The 19,713-nt window shown below is 69.3% G+C and carries 20 protein-coding genes; 8 read left to right on the forward strand and 12 right to left on the reverse strand.

Annotated features, from left to right (window positions below; genetic code table 11):
* Nucleotides 1–4: 4 nt before the first annotated feature.
* From ACYVJS_RS08565 to ACYVJS_RS08575, 3 genes are all read left to right on the forward strand, one after another.
* Nucleotides 5–1,636, forward strand: a complete 1,632-nt coding sequence (locus ACYVJS_RS08565) for an AMP-binding protein (RefSeq protein ID WP_460739530.1) — start codon at nt 5–7, stop codon at nt 1,634–1,636.
* A gap of 172 nt (nt 1,637–1,808) precedes the next feature.
* Nucleotides 1,809–2,333, forward strand: a complete 525-nt coding sequence (locus ACYVJS_RS08570; RefSeq protein ID WP_460739531.1) for a VOC family protein — start codon at nt 1,809–1,811, stop codon at nt 2,331–2,333.
* Entirely contained in the window at nt 2,326–3,120 is a 795-nt protein-coding gene (locus ACYVJS_RS08575; RefSeq protein WP_460739532.1) for a MerR family transcriptional regulator, read from the forward strand. Before ACYVJS_RS08570 ends, ACYVJS_RS08575 begins: the two co-directional genes overlap by 8 nt.
* A 138-nt stretch (nt 3,121–3,258) precedes the next feature.
* Here the strand turns inward: ACYVJS_RS08575 and ACYVJS_RS08580 are convergent, their stop codons facing one another.
* The 4 genes from ACYVJS_RS08580 to ACYVJS_RS08595 all read right to left on the reverse strand — a co-directional run bounded on the left by ACYVJS_RS08580 (nt 3,259) and on the right by ACYVJS_RS08595 (nt 7,118).
* Nucleotides 3,259–3,855, reverse strand: coding sequence for a YdcF family protein (locus ACYVJS_RS08580; protein ID WP_460739533.1), 597 nt, complete (start codon nt 3,853–3,855; stop codon nt 3,259–3,261).
* 119 nt (nt 3,856–3,974) lie between these two features.
* A complete protein-coding gene (locus ACYVJS_RS08585) occupies nt 3,975–4,748 on the reverse strand; it encodes an NAD(P)-dependent oxidoreductase (protein WP_460739534.1) in 774 nt (257 codons plus the stop codon).
* Nucleotides 4,745–5,626, reverse strand: coding sequence for an IclR family transcriptional regulator (locus ACYVJS_RS08590; protein WP_460739535.1), 882 nt, complete (start codon nt 5,624–5,626; stop codon nt 4,745–4,747). The genes ACYVJS_RS08585 and ACYVJS_RS08590 overlap by 4 nt, the downstream gene beginning before the upstream one ends.
* 127 nt (nt 5,627–5,753) lie before the next feature.
* Nucleotides 5,754–7,118 carry an aminomethyl transferase family protein gene (locus ACYVJS_RS08595; RefSeq protein WP_460739536.1) on the reverse strand — a complete coding sequence of 455 codons (1,365 nt, stop codon included), beginning with the start codon at nt 7,116–7,118 and terminating at the stop codon, nt 5,754–5,756.
* A 234-nt stretch (nt 7,119–7,352) separates the two neighbouring features.
* On the opposite strand from ACYVJS_RS08595, the gene ACYVJS_RS08600 reads away from it, so the two are divergent.
* The 5 genes from ACYVJS_RS08600 to ACYVJS_RS08620 are packed head-to-tail and all read left to right on the forward strand — an operon-like array spanning nt 7,353 to nt 12,021.
* Nucleotides 7,353–8,135, forward strand: coding sequence for an ABC transporter ATP-binding protein (locus ACYVJS_RS08600; protein ID WP_460739537.1), 783 nt, complete (start codon nt 7,353–7,355; stop codon nt 8,133–8,135).
* Nucleotides 8,122–8,832 (forward strand): ABC transporter ATP-binding protein, encoded by a 711-nt coding sequence (locus ACYVJS_RS08605; RefSeq protein WP_460739538.1) that lies wholly within the window; start codon nt 8,122–8,124, stop codon nt 8,830–8,832. Before ACYVJS_RS08600 ends, ACYVJS_RS08605 begins: the two co-directional genes overlap by 14 nt.
* A gap of 2 nt (nt 8,833–8,834) precedes the next feature.
* Nucleotides 8,835–9,716 carry a branched-chain amino acid ABC transporter permease gene (locus ACYVJS_RS08610; protein ID WP_460739539.1) on the forward strand — a complete coding sequence of 294 codons (882 nt, stop codon included), beginning with the start codon at nt 8,835–8,837 and terminating at the stop codon, nt 9,714–9,716.
* Nucleotides 9,716–10,768 (forward strand): branched-chain amino acid ABC transporter permease, encoded by a 1,053-nt coding sequence (locus ACYVJS_RS08615; protein WP_460739540.1) that lies wholly within the window; start codon nt 9,716–9,718, stop codon nt 10,766–10,768. The genes ACYVJS_RS08610 and ACYVJS_RS08615 overlap by 1 nt, the downstream gene beginning before the upstream one ends.
* Complete coding sequence (locus ACYVJS_RS08620; protein ID WP_460739541.1) at nt 10,765–12,021, forward strand: ABC transporter substrate-binding protein; 1,257 nt, start codon at nt 10,765–10,767, stop codon at nt 12,019–12,021. The genes ACYVJS_RS08615 and ACYVJS_RS08620 overlap by 4 nt, the downstream gene beginning before the upstream one ends.
* A gap of 129 nt (nt 12,022–12,150) precedes the next feature.
* On the opposite strand, the gene ACYVJS_RS08625 is transcribed toward ACYVJS_RS08620, so the two are convergent.
* The 8 genes from ACYVJS_RS08625 to ACYVJS_RS08660 all read right to left on the reverse strand — a co-directional run bounded on the left by ACYVJS_RS08625 (nt 12,151) and on the right by ACYVJS_RS08660 (nt 19,683).
* A complete protein-coding gene (locus tag ACYVJS_RS08625) occupies nt 12,151–12,810 on the reverse strand; it encodes a GntR family transcriptional regulator (protein ID WP_460739542.1) in 660 nt (219 codons plus the stop codon).
* A 68-nt stretch (nt 12,811–12,878) separates the two neighbouring features.
* Complete coding sequence (gene folE, locus ACYVJS_RS08630) at nt 12,879–13,460, reverse strand: GTP cyclohydrolase I (RefSeq protein WP_137418712.1); 582 nt, start codon at nt 13,458–13,460, stop codon at nt 12,879–12,881.
* Complete coding sequence (locus tag ACYVJS_RS08635) at nt 13,457–14,053, reverse strand: PadR family transcriptional regulator (protein WP_460739543.1); 597 nt, start codon at nt 14,051–14,053, stop codon at nt 13,457–13,459. Before ACYVJS_RS08635 ends, folE begins: the two co-directional genes overlap by 4 nt.
* A 92-nt stretch (nt 14,054–14,145) precedes the next feature.
* Nucleotides 14,146–15,549 (reverse strand): vanillate/3-O-methylgallate O-demethylase, encoded by a 1,404-nt coding sequence (gene ligM / locus ACYVJS_RS08640; RefSeq protein ID WP_460739544.1) that lies wholly within the window; start codon nt 15,547–15,549, stop codon nt 14,146–14,148.
* A 48-nt stretch (nt 15,550–15,597) separates the two neighbouring features.
* Nucleotides 15,598–16,473, reverse strand: a complete 876-nt coding sequence (gene purU, locus ACYVJS_RS08645; RefSeq protein WP_137418715.1) for a formyltetrahydrofolate deformylase — start codon at nt 16,471–16,473, stop codon at nt 15,598–15,600.
* Between the two features lie 12 nt (nt 16,474–16,485).
* Nucleotides 16,486–17,292, reverse strand: coding sequence for a methylenetetrahydrofolate reductase (locus ACYVJS_RS08650; protein WP_460739879.1), 807 nt, complete (start codon nt 17,290–17,292; stop codon nt 16,486–16,488).
* Between the two features lie 250 nt (nt 17,293–17,542).
* The gene (locus ACYVJS_RS08655; RefSeq protein ID WP_460739545.1) at nt 17,543–18,064 is read right to left on the reverse strand and encodes a MarR family winged helix-turn-helix transcriptional regulator; all 522 of its coding nucleotides are present in this window, start codon (nt 18,062–18,064) and stop codon (nt 17,543–17,545) included.
* A gap of 116 nt (nt 18,065–18,180) precedes the next feature.
* Nucleotides 18,181–19,683 carry an aldehyde dehydrogenase family protein gene (locus ACYVJS_RS08660; RefSeq protein ID WP_460739546.1) on the reverse strand — a complete coding sequence of 501 codons (1,503 nt, stop codon included), beginning with the start codon at nt 19,681–19,683 and terminating at the stop codon, nt 18,181–18,183.
* Nucleotides 19,684–19,713: the final 30 nt, after the last annotated feature.

Consider the following 19,713-nt stretch of genomic DNA (forward strand, 5'->3'; position numbering starts at 1 on the left):
TCGGATGAGGGGCCACTACAGCGACGTGTGGCAGGAGGTCGCGCGTGCATTCGGCGACCGACCCGCGATCGTCACGCCCGACGCGACCATGACCTACGTGCAGTTCGCGCGCGACGCCGGCGCGCTCTCGGGCCACCTCGCGCAGGCCGGGCTCCGGCCGGGGGAGTCGGTCGCGATCCTGCTCTACAACCGCCCCGAGTACCTCGTGACCCTCTTCGCCTGCTTCGCCAGCGCGATCGCGCCCGTCCCGCTGAACTACCGGTACCGCGCGGTCGAGGTGCGCGCGCTGCTCGAAGACTCCAGTGCGAGGGTGCTCCTGTACCCCACCTCGCTCGCGGATGTGGTGCGCGATGCGCTCGCGGGCTGGGATCATGCGCCCGAGCTCATCGTCATCGACGACGGTCCGAGTCCCGTGCCCGCGGCCGGGACGACGTGGACGGATGCGGTCGCCACCCCGTGCGAGCTGCCCCCGACGCCGCCGGAGGGGGCCGAGCTGCGCCTGTACACCGGGGGCACGACGGGCAAGCCCAAAGCCGTGGTCTGGGCAGCCGAGGACATCCTCTCGGTGCAGCTCTACTCCATCTACGTCACGGCGGGACTCGAGCTGCCGACGACGATGGCCGAGGTTCTCGCCGTCGCCGCGGACCCGCCGCCCACCCGCACACTTCCGCTCGCGCCGTTCCTGCACGGCACGGCTCTGTTCACCTCGATGAACACTCTCGTGCTCGGCGGGACCGTGCTGATCCTGCCGTCGGCGCGGTTCGACGCCGACGCCGCGGTGCGCTTCGCTCTCGACGAGCGGGCCACGCGCCTCATCATCGCCGGCGATGCCATCGGGCTGCCGCTCGTCGACGCGCTCGAACGTTCGGGCGTCTCGGGCTTCGGCGACGTCCACTCGATCATCAGCTCCGGAATGCGCTTCAGCACCCAGGTGAAACGCCGGTTCCACGAGAGCGGCGACATCGTCATCACCGACCTGCTCGCCTCGACGGAGGGCGGTCCCTACGCCGTCAACGTCACCTCATCCGCCGACGATCTCCCGGGCGAGCTGCGTCTGCTGCCGGGTGCGGTCGTGCTCGACGAGGACCTCCAGCAGGTGCAGCACCTCGACGGTGGACGCGGCATCCTGGCGTTCCGCGGCACGCTGCCGAAGGGATACTTCCGCGACGAGGAGAAGACACGAGCGACCTTCCCGGTCATCGACGGTGTGCGCCACGTCATGCCCGGAGACTGGGCTCTCTCCCACGGTGACGGAACGGTCGAGCTGCTCGGTCGGGGAAGCTCCGTCGTGAACACCGGCGGTGAGAAGGTCTACCCCGCGGAGGTGGAGGAGGCGCTGCTCGCCTTCCCCGCCATCGGCGACGCCGTCGTGTTCGGGATGCCGGACCAGCGCTACGGCGAGGTGGTGACTGCCGTCGTCGTTCCCGCCGACGGGGCGGTGATCGACGCCGAGGCCCTGCGCTCGCATCTGGACGCCCGCCTGGCCGGGTACAAGAAGCCGCGGCACCTCGTGATCCGCGACACCCTCGCGCGCAGCCCCCACGGCAAGGTCGACCTGCCGCGACTGAAGGCCGGGCTGCAGGCGCTGGTCGGGGGCGTCGATGCTCCGACCGGCACCATGCGCATCGTGCACTGACGTCCCCGTCTCGCCGCGCACCCCGATGACCGCGAGACTGCACTTTCGCGACGAGATCACTGTGTTTACCTGTGATCTCGTGATGGAAATGCAGTCTCGCGGGACCAGGCGGGGTGCGGGTCGGGGTATCCGCGCTTGACCCTCACGCGGCGTGAGGGCGCACGGTGGTCCCATGACCGACTTCTGCAACGCCTTCGACATCAGCCCCGTTCCTGCTCCAGGGCCCGATGCCGTCGCCCCCGAGCTGTTCCGCGGGATCTACGGCATGCCCATGTTCGTCACGATCCCGACGGCCGACATCCCCGCATCCGTCGACTTCTGGACCCGCGGGCTGGGCTTCTTCGAGCTCTTCGCGATCCCGGGGCAGCTCGTGCACCTGCGCCGGTGGGCGTTCCAGGACGTGCTGCTGGTGCCGGCCGCATCCGCGCAGCAGACTCCCGAGATGACGGTGAGCTTCGCCTGCGTGCTGGGGCAGATCGAGGACATCGCGGACGCGGTTCGCGCCGTGGATGCGGGTGCGACGAACGGCCCGCGCGACACCGCGTGGAACACGCGCGACCTCGAGGTGCTGACGCCCGAGAACGTTCGCGTCGTGTTCACGGCGGCGAAGCCGTTCGATCCGACGAGCGATGACACCGCCGCGCTGCGCGCCGTGGGCATCGGGGTCGAGGGCGGCGACAATGGTGAGCATGTCTGACGGCAGCGACCTCAGCGTCGGGCAGGCGGCCCGCCGGCTCGGTGTCACGGTGCGCACCCTGCATCACTGGGACGAGATCGGGCTCGCCAGGCCGTCCGTGCGCGAGGACAGCGGGTACCGCCGCTATGCGGCCGAGGAAATGGAGCGGTTGCAGCGCATCGTCGTGTACCGCGAGCTCGGGATCGGGCTCGAGGGCATCCGCCTCATCCTGGACGGGTCCGCGCTCGAGGCGGCCGACGTGCTGCGCACGCAACGCGCGCGCCTGGGGGAGCGCATCGAGGAGCTGCGGCGGCGCGGCGACGACGTCGAGCGGATGATCGACGCGTACGAGAACGGCCTCACGCTTACCGTGCGCGAGCAGGCGGAGACGTTCGGGCCCGAGTGGGATCCGCGCTGGCCGCTGCAGGCGCGCGAGCGATACGGCGACACCGCCCAGTGGCAGCAGTATGCGGAACGCTCGGCGAAGCGGGATGCGGCGGACTGGACGCGCGTCGCGCAGACCGTCACTGCGCTGGAGGGGGAGCTGGCGGCTGCGGTGGATGCGGGCGCCGAGCCGGGGAGCGAGCGTGCGAACGCGCTCGTCGACCGGCACCGTGAGGTGTTCTCGCAGTACTTCCCCCTCACGCGCAGCATGCAGGTCTGCCTTGGCCGCATGTACGAAGCGGATCCCGCCTTCACCGCACACTACGACGCCGTGCGCCCAGGGCTCGCCGCGTGGCTGCGCCGGGCGATCGACGCCCGTGCCCGCGGCGAGGGCCTCGACCCCGACGGGGCCACCTGGGAGTGACCCGCGCTGCGGTTGTCTGCGTTTCGTCTCGCCTCCGGCTCGCTCCACGACCGCCGCGCTTCTCGTGTCGCTTCCGGCTCGCTCGACGACCGCCGCGCTTGCCGGTCGTTGGGCGAGCGAAGCGAGACGAAACGGGGCTCAGTCGAGGGAACGGAGTCGGCGGAGCTTCTTGCGGCCGAGAACGGCGGCGACCGGCTTCACGAACACGATCTCGCCGAAGCGATAGTCCGCTCCGCGGGCGAGCCGTGCGGCGAGGTCGGGGCGCAGCAGCCACAGGTATCCGCGGGCAAGCTCGGCGTGTACCGAGTTCGACACGATCTTGATGACGTCGGCGGACTCGATCAGGGGGATCGCGTTCTCGACGTTCTGCCACGTCGACCTGCTGGTCGGCTCCAGCACGGAGGGGCCGCGGTAGCCGAGCTCGTCGCGGGCGTAGGCATCCATGATGTCCGCCTCGGGAGTCGGGCCCTCCACGGTGCCGCCGCAGAAGACCACAATGCTGCGCTTCGCCGCAGGGTGGATCGAGCGGAGCCCTGCCCGCACGCGATAGCGGTTCTCGCGGTTGGCCCGCGGCCCGCGGTTGCCATAGCCGAGAACGACGATGGCCTCCGTCCCCGGCGCGGATGGTGACCCGAGGCGTCGCCGGCTCGCGCGCCAATGGGTCGCCTCACCGAAGGCGAGCACCGTCAGCACCGCGACCGTCGCGGCGGCCAGGGCGAAACGGAGCGGACGCACGTGTTCAGGATAGGAGCCGCGTCACGCCGCGAGACTGCACTTCTGCGACGAGATCACGGGTGAATACCGTGATCTCGTGCAGGAGATGCAGTCTCGGCGGAAAGTTCGGGGGTCGCAGCTCAGGCGGACTCGCGACCGAGGCGCTCGAACCAGGCGAGCGTGCCGCGGGTCATGTGGTTCGGGGTGCCGAGCTCGCTCAGCAGCTCCAGCGCATCGCGCACCTCCTGCTCGCGGCGCGTTCGATGTGTGTGGGTGCCCGTGATCAGACGCTCGACGAGAGCCGGCGCGTCCGGTCCCAACTCCGCGGTGAGCTGCCCGCGCATCCAGTCCGCCGCATCCGCCGCCTCCGCGGCCGTGAGCGTCTCGATGAGAAGGGTCGCGAGACCCTTCATGAAGACACTGCGTACGATCTTCAGCCGTGCGGCGGCGCCCACGGGGGCGTCGATCGCATCGATCGGAACCCCGAACGGGCGCAGCAGCGCGGCGACGGCATCCGCACCCGGACCGCTCGCGAGCAACGGCGTGCGGATACCCGCGCGCGTGACCGGCGCGAGCACGGCGACATCCGCGACGAGAAGTCCCGCCCGCTCGGCGATCTTCTCGACCGCGCCTTTCACCTCGGATGCGGCGGTGTTGAAGTCGGCGTACAGCGCGCCCGACTCCAGCAGCGGCGCGACCTGCTCGGCCACCGACTCTGCGGCGTGCGTGCCCACGAGGCTGATGGTCACCTCGGCGGTGGCCACCGCATCGGCGAGGCTGTCCACGCGTGGTACCGCAGGGTCGGTCGCGCGAGGATCCGGGTCGTAACCGCGCACCTCCGCGCCCGCGTGCGAGAGGCCCACGGCGTAGCGGCGCCCCGCCTCGCCTAGTCCGATGACGGCGATGCGCGTCACGCGCGCACCTTCGCTGCCGCATCCGCACGCTGGGCGAGGTCGGCGATGTACGCCCACGACTTGGCGGAGACTCCCGCGTCCGGGCGCGGCCCGTGCACGACGGCCGCGTCGTCGAGGCCGGAGCCGTACAGGGCGCGTAGGGCGCGGGTGATTCCGGCCGACGCCACGCGCAGGGTCTCGAGAACGGCTGCGGCGGGCGCGCCGTCGTTGGGGACGACGGCGCCGAGCGCGGCGTACACCTCGCCTTCGGGCCCGCGCACCGGGACGGCCATGCCCCGCGACTCGAGGTGGATGTGTCCGGACGCCACGGCGAACCCGTCGGAGCGGATGCGGGCGAGCTCGGCTCCGAGAGCCCGCGGATCCGTGATCGTCAACGGCGTGTACGAGCGCATCGGACTGCGCAGCACCTCGTCCACGACGCCCGCGGGCGCGTGCGCGAGCAGCACGAGGCCGTTCGAGGAGGCGTGGAGCGGGATGCGGCCGCCGATGAGCGTCGCGTTCACGACCGCATCCGGCGCCGACATCCGCTCGATGAACAGCACGTCGAGCTCGGCGCGCACCCCGAGCTGTACGTGCTGACGGATGCGGGCGTGCGCCGCGGCGAGCCAGGGGCGCGCGACCTCGCGCAGCCCCAGCGCGCCGGGGGTGCGTGAGGCGTACTCCCACAGCCGCACGCCGAGGCGGTAGGTGCGATCCGGCAGCCGCTCGAGCAGGCCCTCCTGGGTCAGCTCCGCAACGAGCCGGTGCGCCGTGGACACCGGGATGCGGGCGGTGCCGGCGATCTCGCCCAGCGTGAGGAACGGATGCAGGGCGTCGAAGGCGTCGAGCACCCGCAGGTGCCGATGCAGTGCCGATTCGCCGGCCGATCCCCGCGCCATCGCGACTCCTCCCGCTACCGGGACCCTACCCCGCGCCGGGCGCACAACTCAGCCAGAACTTGATGTCGCGGAACTCTGTCGGGTCCGCAGCGTGGTTCTGGCTGAGTTGTGCCGGCGCCGCCGGGGCTCAGGCGCGATAGACCGTGCGCGCCCACTCGTGGTACGGAGCGGGGGCGACCGTCGCGCGCACCGTCACCTGGCGGTGGTTCTGATCGACCGAGTCCTTCGAGGAGATCGGGTCCTCTCCCCACACGACCTCGACCTCGTCGCCGTCGGGGATGTCGGCGTCGAGGGTCGCGAGCGACATGTACAGCTGGTCGTAGGCGATGTAGCCCGCATCCGTCGAGATGCCGACGCGCTCGCCGCCGCGGCGCACCTCGTCCATCTGGTAGAGCCCGTAGCGCGCCTTAGGGAAGTCGAGGAACTTCGCGGGGGTGCCGGGCTCGAGCTGTGAGCGGACGACGGCGGCGACGTCGTCCGCGTTCCAGAGCAGGGTGACCTTGCGTCGGCGGGGGCTCTCCGCGTGCCGCTCGAGCGCCTCGCGGCCGTGGAAGTCGTGGTCGAAGCGCACCGAGCGCCCGAGCCCGATGTCGTACGGCGTCAGGTAGAAGTCGCGCACGTCGTCGGAGGTCAGGGAGCCCGCGACCGATCCGATCCGCTCTGCCGGCAGCCACGACCGATACTCGGCCATGTCGTCGTCGAAGACGGCGGGGAAGGGGGTCGGCACCCAGCCCGACTCCAGCGGCGTCGCCGAGTAGGCCTTCGCGCCGACGCGCCGGATGCCGAACTCCTCGCCGGCATCCAGGATCGTCTGCAGGACGTGCTCGTTGTCGGCCCAGGGTCCGAAGAACTCGAAGCCCGGCTGTCCGGCCATGCCGTGACGTAGCGCCTTCACCGCGCGGCCGCCGATGGTGACGTCGCCGATGTGGAAGAACTTGATGTCGGGCGCCGGGCCGCCGAACAGCTTCTCCATGACGCGGTCGGCCTCGGGGCCCTGCAACTCGTAGCGGTAGAACGTGGGCGGACCCTGGCGCATGTGCGAGTTCGGCTCCAGGCGCTGATGCACGTCCTTGCCCTCGGCTTCGGCCTTCTCGAGGGTGAAGCGCACCCAGTCGATGAGGATGTGGTGGCCGATGAGCACGAGGCCCTCGGGTGCGTCTTCGTTGTAGAACAGGATGCCGTCGCCCACGAGGTAGCCGGCCGCGTTCACGCTGATGAGCTGCTTTGCCACGCCCGGTCGGAACGTGGCGAAGGTGTTGGGCGAGATCGAGGAAAGCACCTCGATGAGGTCACTGCCGCCCAGGAACAGCTGAGTCATGTGGTGGGACTGGTCCATCAGCGCCACCGTCGTGTTCCAGGCGCGCTGCTCATCGCGCCAGTTCGTGAACTCGGGGGCGACCGGGAACGTGAATGCCGGCCAGTTCTGGTTGCGCAGCAGTTCGAGCGGGCTTCCGGTGCGTTCGATCGCCGCGGCGAGGGATTCGGATGTCATCGTCGACCTTCCTTTCGTCGAGCCGAGCATGCGCCGGGCGCGATCGGCGGTGGGGCTGATTTCCGTTCATGCGAAATCTCGACGGCATCGAGCGCCGTCCGCGAGAAAGTGTGATGAGAACGTGCTCCGGAATCGACGCCAAAATCGTTGACAATTTTGGGGCAACTCCGTACCGTCCCAGGAACGGGGCGAACCCCCGGTCTCGCAATGACGCGGCGACACGGAAAGGCGGCCATGGCGGCTCGACTCACCCTCACGGACGTGAACCTGCGGTTCGGCGGGATCACAGTGCTCCATGATGTCGGCTTCGAGGTGGAGCCCGGGCAGATCTTCGGTCTCGTCGGCCCCAACGGTGCAGGCAAGACCTCGCTGTTCAACTGCATCAGCGGGCACTACCGGCCGAGCTCCGGTTCGATCACGATCGACGGCGACGAGGCATCGGGCCAGACCCCGGCGCACCTCGCGCGGCGCGGACTCGCCCGCACCTTTCAGCACCCGGCCCTGCAGCTGCACGCATCCGTACTCGAGAACGTGATGCTCGGTGCGCACACGCGCCTGCCCGGTGGACCCGGCGAGTGGGCGATCCGCACTCCGCGCACGTGGCGCTCGGAGCGGGAGATGCGCACCGAGGCGCTGCGGCTGCTGGAGCGCTCCGGCCTCGGCTGGGCGGCGAACCGCCACGCCGACGAGCTCTCGCACGGACTCCACAAGGCGATCGAGCTGTGCCGGGCGCTCATGTCGCACCCGAAGCTGCTCCTGCTGGACGAGCCGGCGGCCGGGCTCCCGCACTCCGAGGTCGAACAGCTCATCGCGACCGTCCGTGCCATCCGCGACGAGGACGACATCACCGTCGTGATCGTCGAGCACCACATGGGGCTCATCGCGGCACTGACCGACCGTGTGGTCGTGCTCGATCACGGCCGCACGCTCATGGAGGGCTCGGCCGCCGAAGCGCAGAGCGATCCTCGTGTGATCGAGGCCTACATCGGCAAGGAGGCCGCCGATGACGCTGCTTGAACTCGTCGACGTCACCGCGTCGTACGGTCCCGTGCAGGTGCTCGACGGTGTGTCGCTGAGCGTGCCCGAGGAGGGAGCCGTCGGCATCCTCGGGGCGAACGGTGCGGGCAAGACGACCACGCTCCGTGCCATCAGCGGAATGGTGCGCACGACCGGCACCATCCGGTTCGACGGCCGCGACATCCGCGGGATGCGGCCTGAGAAGGTCGCATCGATCGGCATCGCGCATGTGCCCGAGGGACGCGGCACCCTCGGCGCCCTGACGGTGCGCGAGAACCTGCGGGTCGGCGCGTATCAGCGCCGCGACCACAAGGCGATCCAGGGCGACATCGACTATTGCCTTGATCTGTTCCCCAACCTCAAGGAGCGCTACCGCTCGCACGCCTCCGCGCTCTCCGGCGGGGAGCAGCAGATGCTCGCCGTCGCCCGCGCCTTCATGGCGCGCCCGCGGCTGCTTCTGCTCGACGAGGCGTCTCTGGGCCTCGCCCCGAGCACGGCCCGCACGGTCTACGACGCCATCGCCAGACTCCGCCGAGAGTCCGGCATCGCGATGCTCGTGGTCGAGCAGAACGCGACGCTCGCCTTCCGTCTCGTCGACACCGCGACCGTGCTCGAGACGGGGCGGAACGTGCTGACCGGCACATCGGCCGAACTCAAGGGCATGGACGAGATCCGCCGCGCCTACCTGGGAGGTTGAGAGTGGGAACCTTCATCCAACTGGTCATCGACGGACTGTCCGTCGGCTCGGTCTACGCCGCACTCGCACTGGCGATCGTGCTCGTCAACCAGGCGACCGGCCTGATCAACTTCGCCCAGGGCGGGATGGCGGTGCTCTCCGCCTACCTCGCCTGGTGGTTCACCGCGCTCGGGGTTCCGCTGATTCTCGCGATCCTGCTCTCGGTGGGTATCTCGTTCCTGTTCGGCGCCGTCGTCGAGCGCTACCTCATGCGTCGCTTCGAGGGCGGCGACCCCGACACGGCCGTCGTGGTGACGATCGGTCTGCTGACGCTCATCACGGGCGTCTGCGGCTGGCTCTTCACCTACAACAACCAGCAGTTCCCCTCTCTCTTCCCGCTCGACACGATCTCGGTGCTGGGCGCGTCGGTGAGTGTGCGATCGATCGGGACGACCGTGGTCATCCTCGCGATCATGATCCTGCTGCAGGCGCTGTTCGCCGGCACGAAGCTGGGCCTGGCGCTGCGGGCCGTCGCGGTGAATCCGCAGTCCGCGGCCTTCTCCGGCCTGCCGGTGAGCCGCCTGCTGATGGTCGGATGGGGGCTCGCGGCGGGTCTGGGTGCGGTCGCCGGCGCGCTCGTCGCCCCGCAGCTCACGCTCACCCCCGGGATGATGGACAACGCCCTCGTCTACGCGCTGGCCGCCGTCATCCTCGGCGGACTCTCGAGCCCTGTCGGAGTGGTCGCGGCGGCGTGGATCATCGGCGTGCTGGAGAACCTCGCCGCCGTCTATGTGCCCTTCATCGGATACGACCTCAAGGTCGCGGTTCCCTTCGTGCTCATCTTCGTCGTGCTGCTGGTGCGACCACAGGGCCTGTTCGGCCGCAGAACGGTGGTGCGTGTCTGATGGCTTCCACCGCATCCGTCTTCTCGCGTCGCTGGGTACGCGTCGTCGTCGTCCTCGCGGTCGTCGCGCTGCTCGTGCTCCTGCCGCTCATGCTGCCCGAGTTCGCCAACCAGACCATCGCCCGCATCGGCGTCTTCGCCGTCGCGGTCCTGGGGCTCAACGTCGTCATGGGCTACACCGGGCAGGTCTCGCTCGGGCAGATCTTCTTCGTCGGGCTCGGTGCGTACGTCACCGCGTACGGCGTGCAGAACGACTGGAACATCGCCCTCGTCTTCGTGCTCAGCATCGTCATCCCCGGCGTCGTCGGGCTGGTCATCGCCCTCGCCGCCGCGCGGCTGGGTGGGCTCGCCATCGCAATGGTGACGATCGCGCTGCCGATCGTCGGCGTCCCGCTGGCCAAGCGGCTGTCGGATCTGACCGGCGGCTCGCAGGGCGTGTCGGCGCGCTTCACGGATGCGCCAGAGTGGACCGGGTTGTACGACGACCAGTGGCAGCTGTACCTCGTGATCATCATCGGAGGCATCGCCTTCCTGCTCACCCGCAATCTCGTACGAGGCAAGTACGGCCGCGCGTTCGCCATTGTGAAGGACAACGAGGCGGTCGCCGCGGCGATGGGCGTCTCGCCCTACCGGTACAAGGTGCTCGCGTTCACCGTCGCCTCCCTCATCGGCGGCGTGAGTGGCTTCCTCTACATGGTCGTCGTGCAGTACACCTCGCCCGAGACGATGAGCTTCGGGCACTCCATCCAGCTGCTCGCGGCCATGGTCATCGGCGGCGCGGGCAGCATCATCGGGTCGCTCCTGGGCGGCGCGTACTACGTGCTCGCACCCCAGCTCACGAACCTCGTCGACCCCAACCTCACGGCCGTGCTCCAGGGTGCGCTGCTGCTTCTCGTGCTCTTCGTCCTGCCCGGAGGACTCGCATCCCTCCCCGCCCGACTGAGACGGATGCGGCGTCGCCCCGATCGAGGACCGAGCAACCCAGCGTCCGGCGACATTCCCGCGTCGCCGAGCACCGAGGGAATCACCACAGAGAGGCAGAATCACCCATGAATCTGAGGAAGAGGAGCGTGCTGGGCATCGTCGCCCTGACGTCCGCTCTCGCACTGACCGTCGTCGGATGTTCGCGCGGCGGGGGAGGCTCGGATGCCACCGGCGGCGCCGCGGCCGCGAGCCCCGGCATCACCGACACATCCATCAGCCTGGGCATCACCACGCCGCTCAGCGGCGGGACGGCCGGCCCCGGAACCTGCACGGTCGCCGGCATCACGGCGTACTTCGGTGCCAAGAACGCCGAGGGCGGCGTGAAATTCGGCGACGGCAAGACCCGCAAGGTCGACATCAAGGCGCTCGACGACGCCTATGACCCCCAGAAGGCCAAGGCCAACTACGACCAGCTGAAGGACAGCGTCTTCGCGATGACGGCCGGTCTCGGTACGCCGACCAACCGCGCCTACCGCGAGGCGTCCATCGCCGACGAGGTGCCGCAGGTGCTCGTCATGACGGGTGACCCGATCTTCAGCGAGACGAACGAGAGCCCCTGGCAGCTCGGCTTCGTGCCGATCTACCAGAACGAGGGCGAGGCCTTCGGCAAGCTCCTGGCCGCATCCGGCGAGAACCACAAGGTCGCCGTGCTGTACCAGAACGACGACTACGGCGAGGGCTACCTCGAGGGCTTCAAGAACGCCGTCGAGGGTGCGAGCAACATCGAGATCGTGAAGGAGCTCACCTACGAGGCGACCGACACGGCCGTCGACGCCCAGCTGACGGAGCTTGCGAGCTCGGGTGCTGACGTGTTCTTCAATGCGATGTCGATCACTCCGCTCGTGATCTCGTCGCTGCAGAAGGCACAGCAACTGGGATGGAGCCCCAGCTGGTTCCTGCCGTCGAACACGTCGAGCCCGACCGCCATCCTGCAGCCCGGCGGCGCCGACGCCTTCCCCGGCGTGTACTCGGTGTCGTTCTCCAAGGCGCCCGCGAGCCCCGCGTTCGCCGACGACGAGGATGTGCAGACCTTCCTGACCGACCTGAAGCAGTACGCGGACTACCAGGACATGCCCGCCTTCCCGCACTGCATGTGGAGCTTCATGGTCGGAGCCACCCTCGAGCAGGCGTTCGAGAAGATGACCGCGCCGACGCGCGAGAACTTCATGGAGGCGCTGCGCTCGATCAGCGACTTCCAGGCGCCGCTCATGCTCGACGGCACCGCCGTCGACACCACCGTGGACGGTCAGCCGGCCGTGTCGTCGGTGGTCGTGCAGAAGTACAACGGACAGGGGTACACCACGGTCGAGTCCTTCGGCTGACCCGCATCCCCCGGCTTCCCTTCTAGATCCCGCGAGACTGCATCTTTCGCACGAGATCACGGTAAATACCCGTGATCTCGTCGCGAAAGTGCAGTCTCGCGGGCTTTGGGGTGGTGGCGACGGATGCGGTCAGTCGAGCGAGCGGAGGATGTCGACGATGCCGGCGAGATGCTGCCGGGTGGCGGCCTCCGCGGCATCCGGATCACGGGCCACGACCGCGTCGATGATCGCGATGTGCTCGGGCGCGGACTGTGCGGCGCGACCGGGGTGGAAGGCGAGCCGGAACTGGTGCCGTGCGGACTGCGCGCGCAGACGCTCCAGGAGCTGGGATGCGGTCGCGTGCCCGCTGAGCTCGCGCAGGCGGCGGTCGAGCTCCTGGTTCAGACGGGAGTACCGCACCAGGTCGCCCGCGGCGATCGCCTGCTCGATGTCGGATCGCAGCGTCCGCAGCCCCGCGATGTCGTCGTCGTCGACCCGCTCGGCGGCCTTGCGGGCACACAGCGACTCGAGCCCCATGCGCACCTCGACGATCTCGACCGCCTCGTCCACCGTGATGGCTCGTACCCGCGCGCCGCGGTTGGGTAGGCGCTCGACCAGACCCTCGCCCGCGAGCGTCAGCAGCGCGGTGCGCACGGCTGCCCGCGGCGCCTCGAAGCGCTCACTGAGATCGGCCTCGATGAGTCGCTGATGGGGGGCGAACTCGCCGCCGAGGATCGCGTCGCGGATCTGTGCGGCCAGCTCAGGACGCGCCGCCTGCTCGGCCTCGTCCGTCACGGAGGGAAACGTCATCGTCATCCCCTTCTCGGGCGGAAGCGCCGCACCGGATCGTCAACACTATTGTGTCCGATCCGCGAGCGTCAGGGGGTGGATGGTGCGGCGAGGCGCCAGGTCGCGTCGGGGATCTCGCCGAGGGTCGCGACCGTGACCACGCGAGCGGATGCGGCGCTCGGCTCCAGATGGGCCACGCAGCCGTGCCGGGCCTCCACCCGCACGGCCACCCCGTGCGGGCGCAGCACGGTCATGAGCGCTTCGGCGATCTGGTGCCCGAGGCGCTCTTGCAGCTGGGGGCGACGGGAGGCGAGCTCGACGAGCGTCGCGATGCGGCTGAGGCCCGCGATGTGACGCACCGGCGCGTAGAAGACATCGACCGTGCCCTCGAAGGGCAGTAGATGGTGCTCGCACACCGAGCGGAACGGGATCGCGGTCATCCCGACGAGCTCACCGGGATGCTCGTTGTCGGTGAGGGCGACGGGCGCTCCGAGGGCGGATGCCGGATCGACGCCGAGCCCGGAGAACAGGTCGAGGAAGAGGTCTGCCACCCGCTCCGGGGTGCGGGTGAGCCCGAGGCGATCGGCATCCTCGCCGACCGCCTCGAGGAGCTCGCGGACGGCCGCGACCGCGCGGGCGCGGTCGGTGCGCGCTGCCGTGTCGATGGTCATGATGCTCCTTCTGCGCCTTCGAGGCGCTCGACAAGGGCGAGACCGCGCTGCGCCCACGAGATCTCGCCCCGCGCGCGCTCCACGAGACCCTCGTAGGCGAAGCGCTTGTAGGCGATCGTGCGTTCTCTGTCCGCCTCGGCGGTGACGGCGAGACGGCGCAGCAGCATGGGGTTGTCTACCGCGTCGATGCGCGCCAGCTCGCCCTCCCATTGCTCCAGCTCGCTCTCCCACTGCGCGATGTGCGCGCGCAGGAATGCGCGGGAGTCGGCGGGCGTGCCGGCTTCGAGGTAGGCCGCCCGGAGGTGAGCGGGGTCGCGCACCCGCTGGTAGTCCAGCGGGGCTGCCATCCACGCGAGGAAGGCCGCATCCCCTTCGGCGGTGATGTGGTACATCCGTCGGGTGCCGCGCTCGCCGCGTGCCTGCTCCTCGCCGCGCACGAGGCCCTCGGACTCCATCTTGCGAAGCTCGGGGTAGATCTGGGAGTCCGGGGCGTGCCAGACGTGCCCGACCGAAACCGCGAACTGCTTCTGCAGGTCGTAGCCGGACTGCGGTCCCACCCGCACGAGGGCGAGGAGCGCGTAGCGCAGGCTCATCCGCCGTTCTCCTTCCGAGGTGTGGCTCTGAGGCTATCCATAAACGCCGACGCGGGGCCCGGGCGGACCGGACCCCGCGTCGCGTCGAAGGCTCAGCCGTTGTAGCCGGTGCGCCAGCCGCCCTGGTAGGTCTGGCGGGCGACCGTCGAGTACGGCACGGGGCTGACGACCACGCGCACCTCGGTCTGCTCGTGCGGCTCGACGGAGGCCTTGGAGGTGCCGCCGTTCGGCTCGCCCCAGACGACCTTCAGCTCGGTGCCCTCGGGCACGTCGGGGTCGACCGTGCCGAGCGAGAGTCCGCGACGCTCGTTGGCGCTGTAGCCGGTGAACATCGAGAAGCCGACGACCGTGCCGTCCGCATCCACCACCGAGTCGTAGTTCGCGGAGCCGTAGTTGGCCAGCGGCAGGTCGAAGAACTTGTAGTTGGGGCCGTCGACGTTCAGCAGCGAGCCCCAGACCTTGGCGAGGTCCTCGGCGTTCCAGGCGAGGGTGACCTTCTTGCGCTGGGTCGAGGGGTCGATCTTCTCGAGCGCGTCCCGGCCGATGAAGTCGTGGTCGAACTTCACGAACGAGCCGTAGCCGAGTTCCCAGGGGGTGAGGTAGTAGTCCTCGATGTTGTCGGAGACGAAGGAGCCTGCGAGGGTTCCGGTGGCCTCGTAGCTGTCGACGCCGAGCCACTCGCGATAGCCGCGCTCGGCCTCACCCGAGTAGATCGCGGGAAGCGGGGAGGGGATCCAGCCGGACTCCAGCGTGTTCGACGGGTAGGCGCGCGATCCGACGGGCACGAGACCGAACTCGACGCCCGCCTCCACGATCGCGTCGCGGATGGCGTCGTGGTCCTCGTAGGGACCCCAGATCTCGAGACCGGGAGCCCCGGCCATGCCGTGACGGAGGGTGCGCACGGTCTTTCCGGCGATCGTCATGGTCGACATGTTGAAGAAGCCGAGCTTCTCCAGCGGGCCGCCGTTGAGCTTCTCGATGACGTCCCAGGCCTTCGGGCCCTGGATCTGGAAGCGGTAGTAGCGGCGCGTGACCGCGTGGCCGTACGGGCGCGAGGGCGAACGACGGTCGACCTGCACGTCGAGGTTCTGGTAGCCGCCGGTCTCGCCGTGGTACATCAGCCAGTTGGATGCGGGAGCGCGTCCGACGTAGACGTACTCGTCCTCGGCCTCGCGGAAGAGGATGCCGTCGCCGATCACATGGCCGCTCGCGGTGGTGGGCACGTACTGCTTGGCCTTGTTGACCGCGAAGTTCGCGACCGAGTTGATCGCGGTGTCGCTGATGAGCTTGATCGCGTCGGAGCCCTTCAGGAACACGTTGTCCATGTGGTGGGACTGGTCGTAGAGCACGGCGGTGTTGCGCCAGGCCTGCTGCTCCTTGATCCAGTTCTGGAAGTCGGCGGGCACGACCGGGTAGATGTAGGAGCCGATCTGCGAGTTGCGCAGCATCTCGACCGGGTTGGTCTGGTCGATGAGTTCCTGCAGGTTGCTGGCCACGATGAACCTCTCTGTTCGGGGGCCGGCGCCTCGGGTGAGGCGTCGGAGTCAGGTGAAGACGATGGTGTGGTTGCCGTGTCGGATGACACGGTCTTCGGCGTGCCACTGCACGGCGCGCGAGAGTACGGCCCGCTCGACGTAGGCGCCGCGGGCCTGGAGGTCGGCGGCCGTCATCGAGTGGTCGACGCGGGCGACGTCCTGCTCGATGATCGGTCCCTCGTCGAGGTCTTTGGTGACGTAGTGGCTGGTGGCGCCGATGAGTTTGACGCCGCGTTCCTTGGCCTTCTTGTAGGGGCCGGCGCCGATGAAGGCGGGAAGGAAGGAGTGGTGAATGTTGATGACCGGCACGCCGACACCCTCGAGGAAGTCGTCGGTGAGGATCTGCATGTAGCGCGCCAGTACGACGAAGTCGACGTTGCCCGCGAGGAGCTTGACGATCTCGCGCTCGGCCTCCGACTTGTCCGGGCCCTGCGAGGGCACGTGGAAGAAGGGGATGCCGAACGAGCGCACATCCTCGGCGGTGTTCGTGTGGTTGGAGATCACCATGGGGATCGTGACGTTGAGCTCGCCCCGGCGGTGGCGCCACAGCAGCTCGAGCAGGCAGTGATCGCTCGTGGAGGCGAGGATCGCCATCCGCTTCGGCACCGACTGGTCGGTCAGGCGCCACTGCATCCCGTAGGGCTCCAGCGTCTGGGCGAGGTCGGCTTCGATGTCGCCGATCGCCGCCGCGAGGTCGGGCCGGTGGAAGACGACGCGCTGGAAGAACGCGCCGCCCTCGGGGTTGTCCGAGTACTGGTCTAGCGTGACGATGTTCGCCTTGTTGCGCGTGATGAGTGCGGTGACGGCGGCGACGAGCCCGGGCTGGTCGGGGCCGTGCACGATCAGGCAGGCGTGGTCACGCAGGGCGTCTTTGTGCAGGGACATGCGGGGATCTCCTCAGGACTGCGCGGCGATGTAGTCGCGGGCCCAGTCGGATGTCGCCCGCAGACCGCCGAACGTGTAGAAGTGAATTTTGACAGGTCCGCGCGAGTCCTTCTGCGCGACGAGCGCACCGAGGTCGCCGATGAACCGGTCGGGGCCCGCCGTTCCCATCAGGTTGGTGAGCGAGAACCCGTACTTCTTCACGATCATCGCGTTCGCGCCGACACCGAAGCGGCGGGCGAAGGTGATCAGGCGCTTGATGCCCGCGGGGCCCGGCGTACCGATGCGGATCTCCGCGGTGACACCGCGCTCGCGTACGCCGTCGATCCAGTCGATGACCGGGTCGGTGTCGAACGCGAACTGCGTGAGGATGACCTGGCCGAGGCCCGCATCGGCGAGGGCCGCCGACTTGTCCTCGAGGTGGCGCCACAGGACTTCGGTGGGGATGTCGGGGTGACCCTCGGGGTAGCCCGCGATCGAGACCTCGCGCACGCCGTACTTCTGCAGGATGCCGGAACGGATGACACTCAGCGAGTCGGGGTACGGGCCCTCGGGCTCGGCCGGGTCGCCCCCGACGGCGAAGACATGCTCGGTGGCGCCCACCTGCTGCAGACGGTCGAGGAACTCCTCGAGCTGCGCCGCGGAGGCGAGTCGGCGGGCGGAGACGTGCGGGACGGGGACGAATCCCGCATCCTTCACGGCCTTGGCGGCGGCGACGCGCATGTCGAGGTCCTCGTTGCCGAGGAAGGTGACGTTGATCTTGGTGCCGGCGGGGATGACGTCGCGGGCTTCTTCGAGTCCGGGGATGTCCTTGCCGGTCATCTCGAGCGAGAAGCCGTCGAGCAGTGCGAGCGATGCGGCTGGGTCGGGTGCGGGGATATTACGTGCCACGAGTCGTGGTCCTTCCGCTGTCGGGAGGGCTTCGTTGCGCCTCGTCAGCGAGAGTACCTATGTCGATAGGTAATGACAAGAGGTATTTCACGGCCCGTCGTCCACCCTGAACTCGACGGACGCCGAGGCGGATGCGCGCGCCTGGCTGGGCGAGCAGGGCTTGACGGGCCGCCGCGGCGGCTCAGCCCTTGCGGGCGCTTCCCGCATCCGCGAGCCAGGACTCGTTGTCGATGCTCTGGAGCACCCGCATCTCGTCGAGCATCTTGCGCAGCAGCGCATTCAGCCGGGTGACCTCGACCGGCGTCATGTGGGCCAGGATGATCTCCTGCCCGCGAAGGGAGATCGGCAGCATGTCGTCGTGCATGGCCGCGCCGGCTGCGGTCAGATACATCGGCCGCGATCCGCGTGCGCCCTCCGCGAGCACCACGAGCCCCCGCTCGACCAGGGTCGTCACGCTCTTGGAGACGATCGCCTTGTTGACCACCAGGAACTCCGAGACCTCGGAGGCGGAGAAGCCTGGGTTCATGGCCAGCGCGGAGATGACCCGCCACTCGTTCGTGCCCAGATCGAACTGGCGCCTGAGCTCGTGAGATTCGCGCCAGACCAGCGCGTTGGAGAGCAGGGCGAGTAGGCGCGGGGTGAACGCGTCCGGATCGATATGGTCCACCAACGGCTCGACGACCGCCTCGGCGGGGGGCTTCACGCCGTGTGCGTGTCGAGTGCGATCTGTGGGCATGGGTTTCCTCTCGGGGAGTCGGATGCGGCGTCCGCCGCTGCACGAGGCGGGCCGGGAGGAGGTCCCGGCCCGCCTCGTGGCCGTCAGTGCGCCATCGCGGCCAGGGCCTCGGGGTCGATCGTGGCGATCGACCGGGTGTCCTGGAAGGCGCGCACGCCCTCGATGCCCTGCTCGCGCCCGAAGCCGGACTGCTTCATGCCGCCGAACGGCGCGCGCAGGTCGAGGCGGGTGGCGCCGTGGTCGTTGACCCAGACGTAGCCGCAGACCAGCTGGGATCCCACGCGCTGCGCCGACTCGGGCGATGCGGTCCAGACCGAACCGCACAGGCCGCCCCAGGTGTCGTTCGCGAGGGCCACCGCCTCCTCCTCGGAGTCGAACGGGAGGATCGGGATGACGGGGCCGAACTGCTCCTGGGTCACCACCCGCAGCGACGGGTCGGGGTCGACGACGATCGCCGGACGCAGGAAGTTGCCGCCCGCGAGCTCGCCCCCGGGCAGGGTGCCGTACTCGCGCACGTCGGCGCCGGCATCCTTCGCCTCCTGGATGATCTCCTCGACGAACGCCTTCTGCGCCGGCTGGTGCAGCGGTCCCATGGTCGTGCCCTCGTCGAGCCCGTAGCCGATGACGGCCTTCTCGAGGCGTGCCTCCAGTCCCGCCACCAGCTCATCCAGACGCGAGCGGTGCACGAACACGCGCTTGGCGTTCATGCAGATCTGCCCCGTGGTGTCGTAGATCGCGGCGTAGAGGCGGTCGAGGTGCGTGTCGTCGAGGATCGCGTCCTCCAGGAACACCGCTGCGTCGTTGCCGCCGAGCTCGAGCGTGACGCGCGTGAGCGTCTGCGAGGCCATCTGCATGATGCGCTTTCCGCCGTTGACGCTGCCGGTGAAGCAGACCTTCGCGACGTCGGGGCTCTGGATGAGCTCCGACATGTTCTCGTCGCGGCCCGTGACGACGTTGAGCACGCCGGGCGGCAGCTTCTCGGCGATGCGCTGCACCACGCGGGTCGTCGCCAGCGGCGCCGAGGGCGGCGGCTTCACGATCGCGGTGTTTCCCGCGAGCAGTGCGTGCGGCAGGGCTGCGCCGAGGATGGCGATCGGCCAGTTGAAGGGCACGATGACAGTGACGACGCCGAGCGGCTGGTACGCCACCTCGGTCGTGACGGGGATCGCGCCGGGAATCACGGGGAGGGTGTGACCCTTCTCGACCTCGTCCTTGAGCATGAGGGCGAGGTTCCAGCGGATCTCGAAGACGAGGGCGTCCACCCAAGCCTCGAAGCGGATCTTGCCGTTCTCCTGCGACAGGACGGCGGCGTCCGTGTCGCGGTCGTCGGCGATCCCGGCGATGGCGGCGGCCATCGCCTCCGCACGCTGGGCCGCCGACAGCGCGCTCCACGACCCGAAAGCGGCGGATGCGGCGGCGACCGCATCCGCGACATCCGCGGGCGAGGCTGCGGCCGCCTCGCCGACGACGACGCCGGGCTTGCCCGGATCGGCGATCTGTAGAACGTCATCGGTGAAGCGCTCCGCGCCTCCGATGTAGAGCCCTGTCCGCACTCCGGCGGACGTCTGGGCGATCGAACTCGACATCCCTGCACCTCTCTGTGTCTCGGATATGTG

The sequence above is a fragment of the Microbacterium neimengense genome (assembly GCF_054782995.1).